Below are 18,187 nucleotides of genomic sequence, written 5' to 3'. Positions count from 1 at the left end.
CACCCTGGCACGTTCACCGGTCATGTCGTGACAGAGTAGCAAGGAACATAAAGTGAACGGAATGACCACCAGAGCCGTATGTTTCCCCTCACCCCAGCCCTCTCCCTCAAGGGAGAGGGGGCCGTCTGTGCAGGCATTATTTTGTGGGGAACCCTCAGCCCCATAGGGGAGAGGGGACTGCTCGGTGCGGTTTTTTACCCTCTCCCCGGTGGGGAGAGGGCAGGGTGAGGGACAATCACGTCACCGGCGCCGGGTTAAACACCGCCAGCGAGTTATGCAATCCCCATTGATCGGAGAAGGTTTTCTTCCGCCCGCTTGCCACATCCAGAATGAAGTGGAACAGCTTCCAGCCCACCTCTTCAATACTCTCTTCCCCGGTGGCGATGGTGCCCGCGTTGATATCCATTAAGTCATACCAGCGGTTTGCCAGCTCGGTGCGGGTCGCCATTTTGATCACCGGTACCGCCATCAGGCCGTACGGCGTGCCGCGCCCGGTGGTAAAGACCTGTACCGTAATGCCGGACGCCACCTGCTGGGTGCCGCAAACGAAATCACTGGCAGGCGTTGCCGCGTAAATCAGGCCGCGTTTGGTTGGTCGCTGGCCAGGGGAGAGCACTTCCACAATCGCGCTCTGGCCGGATTTGGCAATCGACCCGAGGGCCTTTTCCACCACGTTCGCGAGGCCGCCTTTCTTGTTACCCGGAGACGGGTTGGCGCTGCGGTCAGTTTTGCCCATGTCGAGATAGTTATCGTACCAGGCCATTTCCTCCAGCAGGCGTTTGCCCACCTCTTCGTTGACGGCGCGCGGCGTGAGCAGGTGGATAGCATCACGTACTTCGGTGACTTCGGAGAACATCACCGTGGCGCCGCAGCGCACGAACAGATCGGAGGCATAACCTACCGCCGGGTTAGCGGTGACGCCGGAAAACGCATCGCTGCCGCCACACTGTGTCCCAACGACCAGTTCAGAGGCCGGGCAGGTTTCACGCTGGCGTTTGTTCAACTTCTCCAGATGGCGCTCTGCCACCTGTAAAATGTCGTCGACCATCGATCTGAAGCCGACATGGTGTTCATCCTGAAGACGCACAACACTGGCATCGTCAACCGGAATGGCTTTCACATCCTCAGTACCCTTCAACAGGCGTTCTGGCTGCAATTTTTCACAGCCGAGACCAATCACCATTACCTCACCGCCAAAGTTTGGGTTAAGGGCGATATTGTGAATCGTACGGATCGGCACGACCGCTGCCGGCGCGTTGATCGCCACGCCGCAGCCGTACAGGTGGTTAAGACCCACCACGCCGTCAACGTTGGGGTATTTCGGCAACAGATCGCGCTCAATAATTTTCACAACGTAATCCACTACGCCCGCCACGCAATGCACGCTGGTGGTGATGCCAAGCAGGTTTTTGGTTCCCACGCTGCCATCCGCATTGCGGTAACCTTCGAAGGTATAACCCTCCAGCGGAGGCAACGGCTCAGGGACGCGGGTAGCCAGCGGCAACGTCTCCAGCGGCGGGGCGGTGGGCAGCTCAACCAGCGACTCCTCAATCCAGCTACCCTGCGGGATAGCGCGCACCGCATAGCCGATGACTTCGCCGTAGCGCACGATTTCACCGTGAGCCGGGATATCGACCAGTGCGACTTTATGCCCCTGCGGAATGTGCTCAATCAGCTCCAGGCCATCCGGAAAGCGGGTGCCAGCTTTTAAGCCATTGTCGTTGACAATAATCGCCACGTTATCAGTATCGTGCACTTTTATATAGAACGCCGTCGGCGACGCCTGTCGAATTTCAATATCGGCCATTGTTCACTCTTCTCCAGCAAAATATCTGATACTAAATATAGCCAGATGGTTAATCGTTTCTTATTGAGGAAATAAAGAATGTCAGGAGAGGAAAAGTGAGAATGTGATCGCGATCGCTCCCGAAACACTAATCGTTGATTCTGTGCATCAGCGCCCACTGCATTGGGCAAATGCTCAAAATAGCGTGTTACTCCCGCTGGATAATTGAGCATTGAGACAATGTGCTGCCGGGTGGTGACGATTATACTGAATGACGATTTTATAACGCCAAAATTCAGTCAGGAAAATAAATATAACGCTGACGCTGAGTCGGAATAAATAAGAAAAGTTACTGGCTAAAACTGCGGAATTAAAAAAGGTATAAGTAATGAGTAACGACATCTTCCCGAATAAATTTAAAGCGGCCCTCGCGGCGCATCAGATTCAGATTGGCTGCTGGTCTGCGCTGGCCAACCCCATCAGCACCGAAGTGCTGGGCCTGGCCGGGTTCGACTGGCTGGTGCTGGACGGCGAACATGCGCCAAACGATATCAACACGTTTATTCCGCAGCTGATGGCGCTGAAAGGCAGCCACAGCGCGCCGGTGGTGCGTGTGCCCACCAACGAGCCGGTGATCATCAAGCGTCTGCTGGATATCGGCTTCTACAACTTTCTGATCCCGTTTGTTGAAACGGAAGAAGAAGCGGTGCTGGCCGTGGCGGCGACCCGCTATCCACCGGAAGGGATCCGCGGCGTGTCCGTCTCGCACCGCGCCAACATGTTTGGCACCGTGCCGGACTATTTCTCCCAGTCCAACAAGAACATCACCATTCTGGTTCAGATCGAGAGCCAGCAGGGGGTCGATAACGTCGACGCTATTGCCGCGACGGAGGGGGTAGACGGCATTTTCGTCGGCCCGAGCGATCTGGCGGCCGCCTTTGGTCATCTGGGTAACGCCAGCCATCCGGATGTGCAGCGCGCAATTCAGCACATTTTTGCCCGTGCCAAAGCGCACGGTAAACCGTGCGGCATTCTGGCGCCAGTGGAAGCCGATGCCCGCCGTTACCTGGAATGGGGCGCAACGTTTGTCGCCGTCGGCAGCGATCTCGGCGTATTCCGCGCCGCCACGCAGAAATTAGCGGACGCTTTTAAAAAATAACCATCATTGAGGAAACAGATTATGACGCTGAAAGTGGGTTTTATTGGCCTGGGTATCATGGGCAAACCAATGAGCAAAAACCTCATCAAAGCAGGTTACTCACTGGTGGTTTTAGATCGTAATTCAGACGCGGTGGCAGAGGTGATTGCGGCTGGCGCAGAAACGGCGACAACCGCAAAAGCAATTGCTGAGCAGTGCGACGTGATTATCACCATGCTGCCAAACTCCCCGCACGTGAAAGAGGTGGCGCTGGGTGAGAACGGCATTATCGATGGCGCGAAGCCGGGTCTGGTGGTGATCGACATGAGTTCTATCGCACCGCTGGCAAGCCGCGAAATCAGCGAGGAGCTGAAAGCGAAGGGCGTGGAGATGCTGGATGCGCCGGTCAGCGGCGGCGAACCGAAAGCCATCGACGGCACCCTGTCGGTGATGGTAGGGGGCGATAAAGCCGTGTTCGACAAATACTACGACCTGATGAAAGCCATGGCTGGCTCCGTGGTGCACACCGGTGAAATTGGCGCAGGCAACGTCACCAAGCTGGCAAACCAGGTGATTGTGGCGTTGAACATCGCGGCTATGTCGGAGGCGCTAACGCTGGCCACCAAAGCGGGCGTTAATCCGGATCTGGTCTATCAGGCCATTCGCGGTGGTCTTGCGGGCAGCACCGTGCTGGATGCCAAGGCGCCGATGGTGATGGATCGTAACTTCAGGCCGGGCTTCCGCATCGATCTGCACATTAAGGATCTGGCGAATGCGCTGGATACCTCCCACGGCGTGGGGGCGCAGCTGCCGCTGACTGCCGCCGTCATGGAGATGATGCAGGCGCTGCGTGCGGATGGTCTGGGCACCGCCGATCACAGCGCGTTAGCGTGCTATTACGAAAAGCTGGCGAAGGTTGAAATTGCTCGCTAATGACGTCCCGCCCGGTGGCGTTACGCTTACCGGGCCTACGGCTCAGGCATACAACTATGAAAATCGTAATCGCGCCAGACTCTTATAAAGAAAGCCTGTCTGCCACTGAGGTGGCGCAGGCGATAGAAAAAGGATTTCGGGAAATTTTCCCCGACGCTCATTACGTGTCTGTTCCCGTTGCTGACGGCGGAGAAGGTACGGTTGAAGCGATGATCGCCGCTACGCAGGGCACCTGGCAGCAGGCTGTCGTCACCGGCCCGTTAGGGGAAAAGGTGAAGGCCAGCTGGGGGATCTCGGGCGACGGTACCACCGCGTTTATCGAGATGGCCGCCGCCAGCGGCCTGGTGCTTGTTCCTCCCGCGCAGCGTAACCCGCTGGTCACGACGTCGCGCGGGACGGGGGAGCTGATCCTCCGCGCGCTGGATAAAGGCGCGCGCAACATCATTATCGGTATCGGCGGGAGCGCAACCAACGATGGGGGCGCAGGCATGATGCAGGCGCTGGGCGCGAAGTTTACGGATGCGAACGGGACGGAGATCGGCTACGGCGGCGGCAGCCTGATGGCGCTTAACCGGATTGATATTTCGGATCTCGATCCGCGTCTTCAGGGGTGCGCAATCCGTGTCGCCTGTGACGTGACGAATCCGCTGGTCGGTGAAAGCGGCGCGTCGCGTATCTTTGGACCGCAAAAAGGCGCCACGGAGGAGATGATCCTCGAACTCGACGCCAGTCTTAGCCACTATGCCGAAGTGATCAAAAAAACGCTGCGCATTGACGTCAACCGGGTTCCAGGGGCAGGAGCGGCGGGCGGCATGGGCGCGGCGCTGATGGCCTTCCTGGGCGCAGAGCTGAAAAGCGGCATTGAGATTGTCACTCAGGCGCTCAATCTTGAAGAACATATTCACGACTGCACGTGGGTGCTGACGGGGGAAGGGCGCATCGACAGCCAGAGCATAAATGGCAAAGTGCCCGTCGGCGTGGCGAGCGTCGCCAAAAAATACCATAAGCCAGTGATAGGGATTGCCGGAAGTCTGACGCAGGATGTGGGTGTGGTGCATCAGTACGGCATCGATGCGGTGTTCAGCGTACTGACCCGCATCGGCTCACTGGAAGAGGCGTTCCAGGGCGCGTATGACAACATTTACCGCGCCTCGCGGAATATCGCGGCCACATTGCAGGTAGGCATGCGTAGCCAGGGGTGACAGCGACGCGCAAACCCTCTATACTGCGCGCCGAAGCTGACCAGACAGTCGCCGCTTCGTCGTCGTCCCTTTCGGGGGAGACGGGCGGAGGGGAGGAAAGTCCGGGCTCCACAGGGCAGGGTGCCAGGTAACGCCTGGGGGGGAAACCCACGACCAGTGCAACAGAGAGCAAACCGCCGATGGCCCGCGCAAGCGGGATCAGGTAAGGGTGAAAGGGTGCGGTAAGAGCGCACCGCGCGGCTGGTAACAGTCCGTGGCACGGTAAACTCCACCCGGAGCAAGGCCAAATAGGGGTTCACATGGTACGGCCCGTACTGAACCCGGGTAGGCTGCTTGAGCCAGTGAGCGATTGCTGGCCTAGATGAATGACTGTCCACGACAGAACCCGGCTTATCGGTCAGCTTCAACTTCTTACCAAACCCCGCTTCGGCGGGGTTTTTGCTTTCTGAAGGTTGCAGGCCGGGTAAGCGAAGCGCCAAACGACATCAATTCTCAATTTTGCGACGCTAAGCACGTTTCACTATTTGTTCGGCTGCGTGTTCCTCTCATCTGCTGCGCATGATCGTAATCACAAAATTTAACGCTATAAAATTAGAAAAATTTAGTGTTGAGCAGATGTTGTAAATGTTTAGTCAGTGATGCCGAATGTTATTCATTTGATAATTTAATATTGAATCTAAAAACATTCTTCTGGTGAATGTGTGATATATCCCACTCTTTGATCGGAAAGTGAATAAATACTCCTGGTAAAGTTGATAAACCACAAAAATGTTTTAAAGGAATAATGGTGTTTTATTGACCTTTAATTGCCTGAAAGATAGCCTTTATTAATATTTTTAAGGAAAAAAATTCACGCTGGTTATTGCCATAAAATAAATTTATTACCGCGTTTTTTATTGATCGATGTCAGCGTAAATGCGTATTTTTATTGTGATAAACATTTGATTTTTAAAGATATAAATAGTTTTCTGGTGCGACTGGAAACAGAGCGTCCTGGCAAATTGTGAGTAACAGCACATACCCCCTGAAACAATATTGGGTAGAATCCGCTGCGTCATAGGGAAATAAGCGCAGAATATTATGAATACTATTATTCTACCGAAAACTCAGCACCTCGTGGTATTTCAGGAAGTCATCAAAAGTGGCTCCATAGGTTCTGCTGCAAGACAACTGGGGCTGACGCAACCTGCCGTCAGCAAAATCATCAGCGACATCGAATCTTACTTTGGGGTGGAAGTGATGGTGCGTAAAAACACCGGCGTAAAACTCACTGCTGCCGGTCAGGTGCTGCTGTCCTACGCTGAGTCGATCACCCGCGAAATGAAAAACATGGTAAGCGAGATCAACAGCCTCAGTTTCAGTACCGTCATGGACGTCTCCTTCGGCTATCCCTCGCTGATTGGCTTCACCTTCCTGTCCGGGATGATCAAAAAATTCAAGGAAGTGTTCCCGAAGGCACGCGTCTCAATGTATGAAGCGCAGCTCTCTTCATTCCTGCCCGCCATTCGCGATGGCCGGCTGGATTTCGCCATCGGCACGCTGAGCGACGGGATGCAGCTTCAGGATCTTCACGTTGAGCCACTGTTTGAATCCGAGTTTGTGCTGGTGGCGAGTAAATCACGAACGTGCACCGGCCCGACCAGACTGGCATCGCTCACACACGAGCAGTGGGTGATGCCGCAAACCGATATGGGCTACTACAACGAACTTCTGACCACCCTGCAAGACAACCACATCAGCATTGAAAACATCGTCCAGACCGATTCCGTCGTCACCATCTATAACCTTGTCCTCAATGCCGATTACCTGACGGTGATCCCCCGTGACATGATTGCGCCATTCGGCTCGGACCAGTTCATTGTCCTGCCGGTGGAAGATGAATTACCCGTGGCGCGTTATGCCGCCGTGTGGTCAAAAAATTACAGTATTAAAAAATCGGCGTCAGTATTAGTTGAACTGGCAAAACAATATTCGTCGATGAATACCGAAAAACGACGATAGAAATAATGATGATTTAAAACACCCGGAGCGACGCTTTTTAACGCTCTGTTACCCTAACTTTGCCTGAAAACAATGAATTATTATAACGAGGATATTATGCACATTACTTACGATCTCCCGGTGACCATTGAAGATATTCAGGACGCCAGAAAAAGACTGGCGGGAAAGATCTATAAAACCGGTATGCCGCGCTCAAATTATCTGAGCGAACGGTGTAAGGGTGAGATATTCCTGAAATTTGAAAATATGCAGCGTACCGGTTCGTTTAAAATACGTGGGGCGTTTAATAAATTAAGCTCGCTGACCGATGCGGAAAAACGCAAGGGCGTGGTGGCCTGTTCCGCAGGGAACCACGCGCAGGGGGTCTCTCTCTCTTGCGCCATGCTCGGCATCGACGGCAAAGTAGTGATGCCGATGGGCGCGCCGAAATCCAAGGTTGCCGCCACGCGCGACTACTCTGCCGAAGTGGTGCTACACGGCGAGAACTTTAACGACACCATCGCCAAAGTGAGCGAAATCGTCGAGATGGAAGGGCGCATTTTTATCCCGCCTTACGACGATCCGAAAGTGATCGCCGGTCAGGGCACCATCGGCCTGGAGATCCTCGAAGATTTATATGACGTGGATAACGTGATTGTCCCCATCGGCGGCGGCGGTTTAATTGCCGGTATTGCGACAGCAATTAAATCCATCAACCCAACTATCAATATTATCGGCGTGCAGTCTGAAAACGTGCACGGAATGGCGGCGTCGTATCAGGCTGGTGAAATAACGAACCACCGCATTACCGGCACATTAGCAGACGGTTGCGATGTGTCTCGCCCGGGTAATTTAACCTTCGAAATTGTTCGTGAATTAGTCGATGACATTGTGCTGGTCAGCGAAGACGAGATTCGCAACAGCATGATCGCGCTTATCCAGCGAAATAAAGTGGTCACGGAAGGTGCTGGCGCACTGGCGTGCGCGGCGTTATTAAGCGGCAAGCTGGACCACTATATCCAGGGCCGTAAAACCGTCTGCATTATTTCCGGCGGCAATATCGATCTCTCCCGTGTTTCCCAAATTACCGGCTTCGTTGACGCATAAAGGATGACTTATGAGCAACACAGAAAGCATTATCGTTGGCCAGACAAAAACGTCCTCCTGGCGTAAATCTGATACCACCTGGACGCTCGGCCTGTTTGGTACCGCCATTGGCGCAGGCGTGCTGTTCTTCCCTATCCGTGCAGGCTTTGGCGGCTTGATCCCCATCCTGCTGATGCTGGTACTCGCGTTCCCGATTGCCTTTTACTGCCACCGCGCGCTGGCGCGTCTGTGTTTGTCCGGCAGTAACGTCTCCGGCAACATCACCGAAACGGTGGAGGAGCATTTTGGTAAGACCGGCGGGGTGGTAATCACCTTCCTCTACTTCTTTGCCATTTGCCCGCTGCTGTGGATTTACGGCGTCACTATTACCAACACCTTTATGACCTTCTGGGAAAACCAGCTCCAGATGCCTGCCCTGAACCGCGGCGTGGTGGCGCTGTTCCTGCTGCTGCTGATGGCCTTTGTTATCTGGTTCGGTAAAGACCTGATGGTGAAAGTGATGAGCTACCTGGTGTTCCCGTTCATCGCCAGCCTGGTGTTGATTTCTCTTTCGCTGATCCCGTACTGGAACTCGGCGGTGATCGACCAGGTTAACCTGAGCGATATCGCCTTCACCGGTCATGACGGCATTCTGGTCACGGTGTGGCTGGGGATCTCCATCATGGTCTTCTCCTTCAACTTCTCGCCTATCGTCTCCTCGTTTGTGGTCTCCAAGCGCGAAGAGTACGAACCGGAGTTCGGGAAAGAGTTTACCGAGCAGAAATGTTCCAAAATCATCGGTCGCGCCAGCCTGCTGATGGTGGCGGTGGTGATGTTCTTCGCCTTTAGCTGCCTGTTTACACTCTCTCCGCAGAACATGGCGGACGCCAAAGCGCAGAACATTCCGGTGCTCTCTTACCTGGCGAACCACTTTGCGTCGATGTCAGGCAGTAAATCCACGTTCGCCACCGTGCTGGAGTACGGCGCGTCCATCATCGCGCTGGTCGCTATCTTTAAATCCTTCTTCGGCCACTATCTGGGCACGCTGGAGGGGCTGAACGGCCTGATCATCAAGTTCGGCTACAAGGGCGACAAGAAGAACGTCTCCGTCGGCAAGCTGAACACCATCAGCATGGTCTTCATCATGGGCTCCACCTGGATTGTGGCCTACGCCAACCCGAACATTCTGGACCTCATTGAAGCCATGGGCGCGCCAATTATCGCCTCTCTGCTGTGCCTGCTGCCGATGTACGCCATCCGCAAGGCACCGGCGCTGGCGAAATACAAAGGCCGGACCGAGAACATCTTCGTAACCGTGGTCGGTCTGCTGACCATTCTGAACATCGTGTACAAACTGTTTTAAACCAAAGCTCAGGAAGAGCGGAGCCATACCATGATTGAGTTTCCGGTAGTACTGGTCATTAACTGCGGATCGTCCTCTGTTAAGTTCTCGGTGCTGGACGCCGCAAGCTGCGATGCCCTGATGACGGGCATTGCGGACGGCATCAACACAGAAAAAGCCTTTATTTCCGTGAATGGGGGGGAGCCGGTCAGACTGGCTCACCAGGACTACGAAGGGGCGCTGGCCGCCATCGCCCTTGAGCTGGAGAAACGCAACCTGATGGGCAGCGTGGCTTTGATTGGCCATCGCATTGCCCACGGCGGTGACCTCTTCAGCGAGTCGACCCTGATCACGGAAGAGGTGATGGCGCAGATCCGCCAGGTCTCCCCGCTCGCGCCGCTGCATAACTACGCCAACCTGAGCGGCGTGGAAGCCGCCGAGCGCCTGTTCCCCGGCGTGCAGCAGGTGGCGGTATTTGATACCAGCTTCCACCAGACCATGCCGCCGCAGGCGTATCTGTACGGCTTGCCGTACCGCTATTTTGAAGAGCTGGGCGTGCGCCGCTACGGTTTCCATGGCACCTCTCACCGCTATGTGTCGGCGCAGGCGCACGCGCTTTTCGGGCTCTCTCCCGATGACAGCGGCCTGGTAATTGCCCATCTCGGCAACGGGGCGTCCATCTGCGCGGTGCGTAACGGCGTAAGCGTGGACACGTCCATGGGGATGACGCCGCTTGAAGGACTGGTGATGGGCACGCGCTGCGGAGACGTGGATTTTGGCGCGATGGCGTGGATTGCCCGGCAGACCGGCCAGTCGTTCGAGGATCTGGAGCGCGTGGTCAACAAAGAGTCCGGGCTGCTGGGGATCTCCGGTATCTCCTCCGATTTGCGCGCGCTGGAGAAAGCCTGGCATGACGGCAACGAGCGGGCGCGGCTGGCAATAAAGACCTTTGTCCACCGGATTGCGCGGCATATCGCCGGTCATGCCGCGTCCCTGCACCGTCTGGATGGCGTGGTGTTTACCGGCGGGATCGGTGAGAACTCCGTGCTTATCCGCGCGCTGGTGGCGGAGCATCTGAAGGTGTTTGGCATCATCCTCGACGAGTCCAAAAATGCCCTGCCGGGCAGCGCGGGCGAGCGCGTGATCTCCACCGAGTCGTCCCGCGCGGCCTGCGCGGTGATCCCTACCAATGAAGAAAAAATGATCGCGCTGGACGCCCTCCGTCTTGGGAAGGTTGCTCCGGCTGCGGCTTACGCCTGATAAAGCGAGAATCTGATGAAAGTAACAATCGATACGGGCGTCGCGCCTTACAGCGACGCATGGGCCGGGTTTCGTGGTGAAGAATGGAAAAACGCCATCAACGTGCGCGATTTTATTCAGCATAACTACACCCCTTATGAAGGCGATGAAGCTTTCCTCGCGCAGGCGACGCCAGCAACGACGGCGCTGTGGCAGAAGGTGATGGTCGGCATTCGTCAGGAGAATGCCACCCACGCTCCGGTGGATTTCGACACCAACATCGCCACTACCATTACCGCGCACGGGCCGGGCTATATTGATCAGGAGCTGGAGACGATCGTCGGCCTGCAAACCGACAAGCCGCTCAAGCGCGCCCTGCATCCGTACGGCGGGATCAACATGATCCGCAGCTCGTTCGAAGCCTACGGTCGCGAGATGGATCCGCAGTTTGAATATCTCTTTACCGACCTGCGCAAAACCCACAACCAGGGCGTGTTTGACGTTTACTCCCCGGAGATGATGCGCTGCCGCAAATCGGGGGTGCTGACCGGTCTGCCGGACGGCTACGGGCGCGGACGCATCATCGGCGACTACCGCCGCGTGGCGCTGTACGGCATCAGCTATCTGGTGCGCGAGCGTGAACTTCAGTTCGCCGATCTCCAGGGGAAACTGGAGCGCGGAGAAGAACTGGAGGCCACGATCCGCCTGCGCGAGGAGCTGGCGGAGCATAAACGTGCGTTGCTCCAGATCCAGCAGATGGCGGCGAACTATGGCTTTGACATTTCACGTCCGGCGATGAATGCGCAGGAAGCGGTGCAGTGGGTCTACTTTGCCTACCTTGCCGCAGTGAAATCCCAGAACGGCGGGGCGATGTCGCTGGGGCGCACGGCCTCGTTCCTCGATATCTACATTGAACGCGACATGCAGGCAGGAAGGCTGAATGAGGTGCAGGCCCAGGAGCTGATCGACCACTTCATCATGAAGATCCGCATGGTGCGCTTCCTGCGCACGCCGGAGTTCGACACGCTCTTCTCCGGCGATCCGATCTGGGCCACGGAAGTGATTGGCGGCATGGGGCTGGACGGGCGCACGCTGGTGACTAAAAACAGCTTCCGCTACCTGCATACCCTGCACACCATGGGGCCTGCGCCGGAGCCAAACCTGACGATCCTCTGGTCCGAAAAACTGCCGATCGCGTTCAAGAAATACGCCGCACAGGTGTCGATCGTCACCTCCTCGCTGCAATACGAGAACGACGATCTGATGCGCACCGACTTCAACAGCGACGACTACGCCATTGCCTGCTGCGTCAGCCCGATGGTGATCGGCAAGCAGATGCAGTTCTTCGGCGCACGCGCCAACCTTGCGAAAACGCTGCTGTACGCAATCAACGGCGGGGTGGATGAGAAGCTGAAGATCCAGGTCGGTCCGAAAACCGAGCCGCTGCTGGATGAGGTACTGGATTACGACACCGTAATGGCGAGCCTCGATCACTTCATGGACTGGCTGGCGGTACAGTACATCAGCGCGCTGAATCTCATTCACTATATGCATGATAAATACAGCTACGAAGCCTCGCTGATGGCGCTGCACGACCGGGACGTCTACCGCACCATGGCCTGCGGCATTGCCGGGCTGTCGGTGGCGGCGGATTCCCTGTCGGCCATCAAATACGCCACGGTAAAACCGGTACGCGACCACACTGGTCTGGCGGTCGATTTCATCATCGAAGGCGACTATCCGCAGTACGGCAACAACGACGATCGTGTGGACAGTATCGCCTGCGATCTGGTTGAGCGCTTTATGAAGAAAATCCAGGCGCTGCCGACGTACCGCAACGCGGTACCGACGCAGTCGATCCTGACCATCACCTCCAACGTGGTTTACGGCCAGAAGACCGGGAACACGCCGGACGGACGACGCGGCGGCACGCCGTTTGCGCCTGGCGCCAACCCGATGCACGGGCGCGACAGAAAAGGGGCGGTGGCGTCGTTAACCTCGGTCGCCAAGCTGCCGTTCACCTATGCCAAAGACGGGATTTCCTACACCTTCTCCATCGTGCCGCAGGCACTGGGCAAGGACGAGCCGGTGCGCAAAACCAACCTTGTCGGGCTGCTGGACGGATACTTCCACCACGAAGCGACCATTGAGGGCGGTCAGCACCTGAACGTCAATGTGATGAACAGGGAGATGCTGCTGGATGCCATCGCCCATCCGGAGAACTATCCGAACCTGACGATCCGCGTTTCAGGCTATGCGGTGCGGTTTAATGCTCTGACGCGCGAGCAGCAGCAGGATGTGATTTCGAGGACGTTTACGCAGGCGATGTAATGCATGCTCCATCTTCAGCCTCCTCTAATGAGGAGGCTTTTAATTTTGTGAACTCGGTCGATTTTAGAAAACTCACTCTCTTTTCTGCTGTTCAGAAGTAATATTTTCCTCGCGCCTTATGAAATCCCTATAAAACTTGTGACTTTTTTCTCCCGCTCTCCGGATATGATCTCCCCATATCAATAACTCACACCTGCACCCTCTGACTCGCAATCGCTGGCGGTCGGAACCTTATAAAAACAACCAGTTACCCTACAAAATAAGCGAGTGCCCAATGAATATGGCAACAAACAGCAGTGTGATTGTGAGTGATTCCCCTGCGGCAAGGCGGGCGGGAATGAGCGAAAGCGAATGGCGAGAGGCGATCAAATTTGACAGCACCGATACGGGCTGGGTCATCATGAGTATCGGGATGGCTATCGGCGCGGGCATCGTTTTTCTTCCGGTGCAGGTCGGGTTAATGGGGCTGTGGGTGTTTTTACTCTCGTCGATAATTGGTTATCCGGCTATGTACCTGTTCCAGCGCCTGTTTATTAATACGCTGGCGGAATCACCGGAATGCAAAGATTACCCGAGCGTCATTAGCGGTTATTTAGGTAAAAACTGGGGCATCTTATTGGGTGCGCTTTATTTCGTGATGCTGGTGATCTGGATGTTTGTCTATTCCACGGCTATCACCAACGACAGCGCCTCCTATTTGCACACCTTCGGCGTAACCGACGGTTTGCTGTCGGAAAATCCGTTCTACGGCTTATTCCTGATCTGCATTCTGGTCGCCATCTCGTCGCGCGGTGAAAAACTGCTGTTTAAAGTCTCCAGCCTGATGGTGCTGACCAAATTATTTGTAGTGGCGGCGCTGGGTCTTTCGATGATTGGCCTCTGGCATTTAGCCAACGTCGGTATGCTGCCGCCGATGGGGCTGCTGATTAAAAACGCCATTATTACGCTGCCTTTCACCTTAACCTCCATTCTGTTTATTCAGACTTTAAGCCCGATGGTGATTTCCTATCGTTCACGGGAAAAATCCGTAGAGGTGGCGCGTCATAAAGCGCTGCGGGCAATGAATATCGCCTTTGGCGTGCTGTTTGTGACGGTCTTTTTCTACGCGGTCTCCTTCACGCTGGCGATGGGGCACGACGAGGCGGTAAAAGCCTACGAGCAGAATATTTCCGCCCTGGCAATCGCAGCACAGTTCATCAGCGGTGACGGTGCGGGCTGGGTCAAAATCGTCAGCGTGATCCTCAACATTTTCGCCGTGATGACCGCGTTCTTTGGCGTCTATCTCGGCTTTCGTGAGGCGACGCAGGGCATCGTGATGAACATCCTGCGCCGCAAAATGCCGGCGGAAAAAATCAATGAAAATGCCGTCCAGCGCGGGATTATGCTGTTCGCCATCCTGCTGGCCTGGAGCGCGATTGTATTAAACGCGCCGGTGCTGAGCTTCACCTCCATCTGTAGCCCTATTTTCGGGATGGTGGGCTGCTTAATTCCGGCGTGGCTGGTCTACAAAGTGCCCGCACTTCATAAATATAAAGGCGTATCGCTGGTAATTATCGTAATTACCGGGCTGCTGCTTTGTGTTTCTCCTTTCCTCGCCTTCTCATGAGGTTAAATAAGGTCGTAACGATGTCTGAGCAAATTAATCCTTTATGGAACCATTTTATTCGCGCTGTGCAGGAAGAGGTAAAGCCTGCGCTGGGCTGTACCGAACCCGTCTCGCTGGCGCTGGCGTGTGCGATGGCTGCCGGACAGCTTTCCGGTGAGGTAACGCGTATCGAGGCGTGGGTATCGCCGAACCTGATGAAAAACGGGCTTGGCGTAACGGTGCCCGGCACCGGTATGGTCGGTTTACCCATCGCGGCCGCGCTGGGGGCGACAGGCGGTAATGCACACGCCGGGCTGGAGGTGTTGAAAGACGCGTCGGCCGAGGCGCTAACGCGCGCCAAAGCACTGCTGAACGCGGGTCTGGTGCAGGTAAAATTGCAGGAGCCGTGCGATGAGATCCTTTATTCACGCGCCTGCGTTTACGCCGGTGAATCCTCGGCGATGGTGACCATCGCTGGCGGGCATACTCGCGTGGTGGAGGTAGTTTGTCAGGGCGAAACGTGCTTCAGGCTTGACGATCGTCAGAGCCAGAACAATAACGATCCGCTGGCGGTACTCTCGACCACCACGCTGTCGCAGATCCTTGAGTTTGTGGAGCAGGTGCCGTTCGACGCGATCCGCTTTATCCTCGATGCGGGGCGGCTGAACGATGCGCTCTCCCGCGAAGGTTTGCGTGGTAACTGGGGGCTGCATATTGGCGCGACGCTCAATAAACAACGCGCACGCGGCTGGATGGCGCAGGATCTGGGTTCAGACATTATTATCCGCACCAGCGCAGCCTCGGATGCCCGCATGGGAGGCGCGACGCTGCCAGCGATGAGCAACTCGGGTTCCGGGAATCAGGGCATCACCGCCACCATGCCGGTAGTGGTGGTGGCTGAGCACGTTCACGCTGATGACGAACGGCTGGCGCGGGCGCTGATGCTCTCGCATCTGTCGGCTATCTATATCCATTACCAGCTTCCGCGCTTGTCCGCGTTGTGCGCGGCGACAACCGCCGGAATGGGGGCAGCGGCGGGGATGGCGTGGCTGATGGGCGGATCTTACCAGACCATTGCCATGGCGATCGGCAGTATGATCGGCGACGTGAGCGGGATGATCTGCGATGGGGCTTCTAACAGCTGTGCAATGAAGGTCTCGACCAGCGTCACCAGCGCCTGGAAAGCCGTGATGATGGCGCTGGATGATACTGCGGTGACGGGTAACGAGGGGATTGTGGCGCACGACGTGGAACAGTCTATCTCTAACCTGTGCGCTCTGGCGTGCCGCTCAATGCAGGCGACGGACCGGCAGATCATTGAGATTATGGCGAGTAAGGTGTTGTGATCTAATCCAATCCGTTACCCCTCACCCTAACCCTCTCCCATAGGGAGAGGGAACCGATCGAGCGAGGGGCATGTTGATCTTAAACCGGCAAATCAATCAACAGCGCGCGCAGCGGCGTATCGGCAACCAGAGTGATATTCGCTTCGTCACGAATAAACGCCCCGTCACCGCAGGTGAGCGCTTCTTTCTCTTCCGTATGCGTGACCGCATGCACCGTTCCGTGAATGGACTGCAAATAGGCACGCGGGCCATGAAGCTGGAAGCTCGCCTGTTCACCTTTTTTCAGTTCGATATGGTGCAGCCACACCTGCTGGCGCAACTGCAAGCTGCCTTTGCTGCCGTCTGGCGAGGCAATCAGCTGCTGTTGATCGCCCTTCAGATCGATCTTTTGCACCAGCGGATTTTCCCGCTCCGGACAGGCATCCAGCCACAGCTGCATGCGGGTCAACGTTTTGTCTTTGCTGAGGTTATGCTCACTGTAGCTAATACCTGGCTGAGTAGAAATTAACAGCGCCTCGCCAGCCTTCGCCTGTACATGATTGCCCTCGCTATCGCGGTATTCTGCTTCGCCTTCCAGGATCAGGTTCAGGATATCGACTTTCGGGTACGTGCGCGGCTGGAAGGACGCGCCCGGGGCGAGCACTTCCTGATTCAATACACGCAGTGAAGCGTAACCGAGGAGTTTAGGGTCAAAGTAGTGTCCAAAGGAAAAGGTGTAGCGGGCCTGCAACCAACCGAAATCGGCTTGTCCGCACTGTTTCGCTGTTCTTGTCGTAATCATAAACTTGACCTCTCTTTACACTAAATCAATGGTAAAGGTATGGACGCTGCATTGTTAGCCAGATATTCTGCCTGGTATGTTCAAATTTCCTGAATGAGAACGAGATGGCTAAAGAGAGAGCATTGACGCTTGAGGCGCTTCGCGTCATGGACGCGATTGACAGGCGCGGCAGTTTTGCCGCGGCGGCAGATGAACTGGGGCGCGTTCCGTCTGCGCTGAGCTACACCATGCAAAAGCTGGAAGAGGAGCTGGATGTTGTGCTCTTCGATCGCTCCGGTCATCGAACAAAATTCACCAACGTTGGGCGGATGCTGCTGGAGCGCGGCCGCGTATTGCTGGAAGCGGCGGATAAGCTGACGACCGATGCCGAAGCGCTGGCCCGCGGCTGGGAAACCCATCTGACGTTAGTGACCGAAGCGCTGGTGCCCACCGAAGCGCTGTTTCCGCTGGTGGACAAACTGGCCGCGAAAGCCAATACCCAGCTCTCGATCATCACCGAGGTGCTGTCCGGGGCATGGGAGCGTCTTGAGACGGGCAGGGCGGATATCGTGATTGCGCCAGACATGCATTTCCGCTCATCGTCAGAAATCAATTCGCGCAAGCTCTACAGCGTGATGAACGTCTACGTCGCCGCGCCGGATCACCCTATCCATCAGGAGCCGGAGCCGCTCTCTGAGGTCACGCGCGTGAAATACCGCGGCGTGGCGGTCGCGGATACCGCCCGAGAGCGCCCGGTGTTAACGGTACAGTTGCTGGATAAACAGCCGCGACTGACGGTAACGTCGCTGGAAGATAAGCGACAGGCGCTCCTGGCGGGGCTGGGCGTGGCGACTATGCCGTACCCGTTTGTTGAAAAGGACATTGCAGAAGGGCGGTTGCGCGTCGTCAGCCCGGAATACACCAGCGAAGTGGATATTATTATGGCGTGGCGTCGCGATAGCATGGGCGAAGCCAAATCGTGGTGTTTGCGTGAAATTCCCAAGCTCTTTGCCCACCACAACAAATAAGCGTAGGCCCGGTAAGCGTAAGCGCCACCGGGCAGAATTTACGCGCTTGCCTTAGGATCCGGACCAAAGCGGTTTTCGCCCGGCGTTCCGCTCTGACAGTTGAAAATCAAAATCACGATCCAGCCGATAAGCGGGATCAACAGCAACAGCAGCCACCACGCCGAACGATCGGTGTCGTGGAGACGACGAAACAGTACGGCCCATGAAGGCAGCAGAACTAACACACCATAAATGGTGGTGAGAATGCCTTCACCCCCCTCGCGTTCCCAGCCGAGGATCTTGTCCACAATGCCCAGCACCATAATCAGGACGAAGTTCACCAGAACGAACATCCAGTACTCTTTACGGCGGGCACGGCCACCAAAACCAAAATAGTTGCGCAGTACCTTTAAATACCAGTCCATTTTTCCTTGCCTCTTAATCAGTCAATC

General features: G+C 55.9%; 14 protein-coding genes and 1 other RNA gene. 12 read left to right on the top strand and 3 right to left on the bottom strand.

Annotated elements, in window-relative coordinates; all coding sequences use genetic code 11:
• Nucleotides 1-235: 235 nt before the first annotated feature.
• The gene (gene garD / locus ACOTYB_RS15440) at nt 236-1,807 is read right to left on the bottom strand and encodes a galactarate dehydratase (protein WP_409248943.1); all 1,572 of its coding nucleotides are present in this window, start codon (nt 1,805-1,807) and stop codon (nt 236-238) included.
• Nucleotides 1,808-2,174: 367 nt separating this feature from the next.
• On the opposite strand from garD, the gene garL reads away from it, so the two are divergent.
• The 11 genes from garL (at nt 2,175) to ACOTYB_RS15385 (ending at nt 15,968) form a co-directional block, all read left to right on the top strand.
• On the top strand, nt 2,175-2,945 hold the full coding sequence (gene garL, locus ACOTYB_RS15435; protein ID WP_045332928.1) for a 2-dehydro-3-deoxyglucarate aldolase: 771 nt from the start codon (nt 2,175-2,177) through the stop codon (nt 2,943-2,945).
• Nucleotides 2,946-2,966: 21 nt separating this feature from the next.
• Nucleotides 2,967-3,857, top strand: a complete 891-nt coding sequence (gene garR, locus ACOTYB_RS15430; protein ID WP_032660438.1) for a 2-hydroxy-3-oxopropionate reductase — start codon at nt 2,967-2,969, stop codon at nt 3,855-3,857.
• A 56-nt stretch (nt 3,858-3,913) separates the two neighbouring features.
• Entirely contained in the window at nt 3,914-5,059 is a 1,146-nt protein-coding gene (gene garK / locus ACOTYB_RS15425) for a glycerate 2-kinase (protein ID WP_003862672.1), read from the top strand.
• A gap of 32 nt (nt 5,060-5,091) precedes the next feature.
• Nucleotides 5,092-5,468, top strand: an RNA gene (rnpB, locus tag ACOTYB_RS15420) — RNase P RNA component class A.
• Nucleotides 5,469-6,139: 671 nt separating this feature from the next.
• A complete protein-coding gene (tdcA, locus tag ACOTYB_RS15415; RefSeq protein ID WP_003862670.1) occupies nt 6,140-7,060 on the top strand; it encodes a transcriptional regulator TdcA in 921 nt (306 codons plus the stop codon).
• A 96-nt stretch (nt 7,061-7,156) separates the two neighbouring features.
• Nucleotides 7,157-8,146: a bifunctional threonine ammonia-lyase/L-serine ammonia-lyase TdcB gene (gene tdcB, locus ACOTYB_RS15410; RefSeq protein WP_022651901.1), complete on the top strand. Its 990-nt coding sequence runs from the start codon at nt 7,157-7,159 to the stop codon at nt 8,144-8,146.
• Nucleotides 8,147-8,156: 10 nt separating this feature from the next.
• Nucleotides 8,157-9,488 (top strand): threonine/serine transporter TdcC, encoded by a 1,332-nt coding sequence (tdcC, locus tag ACOTYB_RS15405; RefSeq protein WP_003862666.1) that lies wholly within the window; start codon nt 8,157-8,159, stop codon nt 9,486-9,488.
• A gap of 30 nt (nt 9,489-9,518) precedes the next feature.
• Entirely contained in the window at nt 9,519-10,727 is a 1,209-nt protein-coding gene (gene tdcD / locus ACOTYB_RS15400) for a propionate kinase (protein ID WP_063979254.1), read from the top strand.
• Nucleotides 10,728-10,742: 15 nt separating this feature from the next.
• A complete protein-coding gene (gene pflB / locus ACOTYB_RS15395) occupies nt 10,743-13,037 on the top strand; it encodes a formate C-acetyltransferase (RefSeq protein WP_023314890.1) in 2,295 nt (764 codons plus the stop codon).
• Between the two features lie 274 nt (nt 13,038-13,311).
• Nucleotides 13,312-14,643 (top strand): amino acid permease, encoded by a 1,332-nt coding sequence (locus ACOTYB_RS15390; RefSeq protein ID WP_022649483.1) that lies wholly within the window; start codon nt 13,312-13,314, stop codon nt 14,641-14,643.
• A gap of 20 nt (nt 14,644-14,663) precedes the next feature.
• Nucleotides 14,664-15,968: a serine dehydratase subunit alpha family protein gene (locus tag ACOTYB_RS15385; RefSeq protein ID WP_045335774.1), complete on the top strand. Its 1,305-nt coding sequence runs from the start codon at nt 14,664-14,666 to the stop codon at nt 15,966-15,968.
• A 79-nt stretch (nt 15,969-16,047) separates the two neighbouring features.
• Here ACOTYB_RS15385 and ACOTYB_RS15380 read toward each other — a convergent pair whose 3' ends face one another.
• The gene (locus ACOTYB_RS15380) at nt 16,048-16,749 is read right to left on the bottom strand and encodes a pirin family protein (protein WP_003862658.1); all 702 of its coding nucleotides are present in this window, start codon (nt 16,747-16,749) and stop codon (nt 16,048-16,050) included.
• A 104-nt stretch (nt 16,750-16,853) separates the two neighbouring features.
• On the opposite strand from ACOTYB_RS15380, the gene yhaJ reads away from it, so the two are divergent.
• On the top strand, nt 16,854-17,756 hold the full coding sequence (gene yhaJ / locus ACOTYB_RS15375) for a DNA-binding transcriptional regulator YhaJ (protein WP_220317082.1): 903 nt from the start codon (nt 16,854-16,856) through the stop codon (nt 17,754-17,756).
• A gap of 38 nt (nt 17,757-17,794) precedes the next feature.
• On the opposite strand, the gene ACOTYB_RS15370 is transcribed toward yhaJ, so the two are convergent.
• Entirely contained in the window at nt 17,795-18,160 is a 366-nt protein-coding gene (locus ACOTYB_RS15370; protein WP_000384149.1) for a DUF805 domain-containing protein, read from the bottom strand.
• Between the last annotated feature and the right edge of the window lie 27 nt (nt 18,161-18,187).

It is taken from the genome of Enterobacter cloacae complex sp. IR5450 (genome assembly GCF_049238665.1).
GTDB classification, from domain to species: domain Bacteria; phylum Pseudomonadota; class Gammaproteobacteria; order Enterobacterales; family Enterobacteriaceae; genus Enterobacter; species Enterobacter hormaechei_C.
This window is presented reverse-complemented; position numbering and strand designations above follow the sequence as displayed.

What these genes read in the sequence shown, in the direction of transcription:
- garD (WP_409248943.1), bottom strand. Translation starts at nt 1,807, where the DNA reads ATGGCCGATATTGAAATTCGACAGGCGTCGCCGACGGCGTTCTATATA.
- garL (WP_045332928.1), top strand. Translation starts at nt 2,175, where the DNA reads ATGAGTAACGACATCTTCCCGAATAAATTTAAAGCGGCCCTCGCGGCG.
- garR (WP_032660438.1), top strand. Translation starts at nt 2,967, where the DNA reads ATGACGCTGAAAGTGGGTTTTATTGGCCTGGGTATCATGGGCAAACCA.
- garK (WP_003862672.1), top strand. Translation starts at nt 3,914, where the DNA reads ATGAAAATCGTAATCGCGCCAGACTCTTATAAAGAAAGCCTGTCTGCC.
- tdcA (WP_003862670.1), top strand. Translation starts at nt 6,140, where the DNA reads ATGAATACTATTATTCTACCGAAAACTCAGCACCTCGTGGTATTTCAG.
- tdcB (WP_022651901.1), top strand. Translation starts at nt 7,157, where the DNA reads ATGCACATTACTTACGATCTCCCGGTGACCATTGAAGATATTCAGGAC.
- tdcC (WP_003862666.1), top strand. Translation starts at nt 8,157, where the DNA reads ATGAGCAACACAGAAAGCATTATCGTTGGCCAGACAAAAACGTCCTCC.
- tdcD (WP_063979254.1), top strand. Translation starts at nt 9,519, where the DNA reads ATGATTGAGTTTCCGGTAGTACTGGTCATTAACTGCGGATCGTCCTCT.
- pflB (WP_023314890.1), top strand. Translation starts at nt 10,743, where the DNA reads ATGAAAGTAACAATCGATACGGGCGTCGCGCCTTACAGCGACGCATGG.
- ACOTYB_RS15390 (WP_022649483.1), top strand. Translation starts at nt 13,312, where the DNA reads ATGAATATGGCAACAAACAGCAGTGTGATTGTGAGTGATTCCCCTGCG.
- ACOTYB_RS15385 (WP_045335774.1), top strand. Translation starts at nt 14,664, where the DNA reads ATGTCTGAGCAAATTAATCCTTTATGGAACCATTTTATTCGCGCTGTG.
- ACOTYB_RS15380 (WP_003862658.1), bottom strand. Translation starts at nt 16,749, where the DNA reads ATGATTACGACAAGAACAGCGAAACAGTGCGGACAAGCCGATTTCGGT.
- yhaJ (WP_220317082.1), top strand. Translation starts at nt 16,854, where the DNA reads ATGGCTAAAGAGAGAGCATTGACGCTTGAGGCGCTTCGCGTCATGGAC.
- ACOTYB_RS15370 (WP_000384149.1), bottom strand. Translation starts at nt 18,160, where the DNA reads ATGGACTGGTATTTAAAGGTACTGCGCAACTATTTTGGTTTTGGTGGC.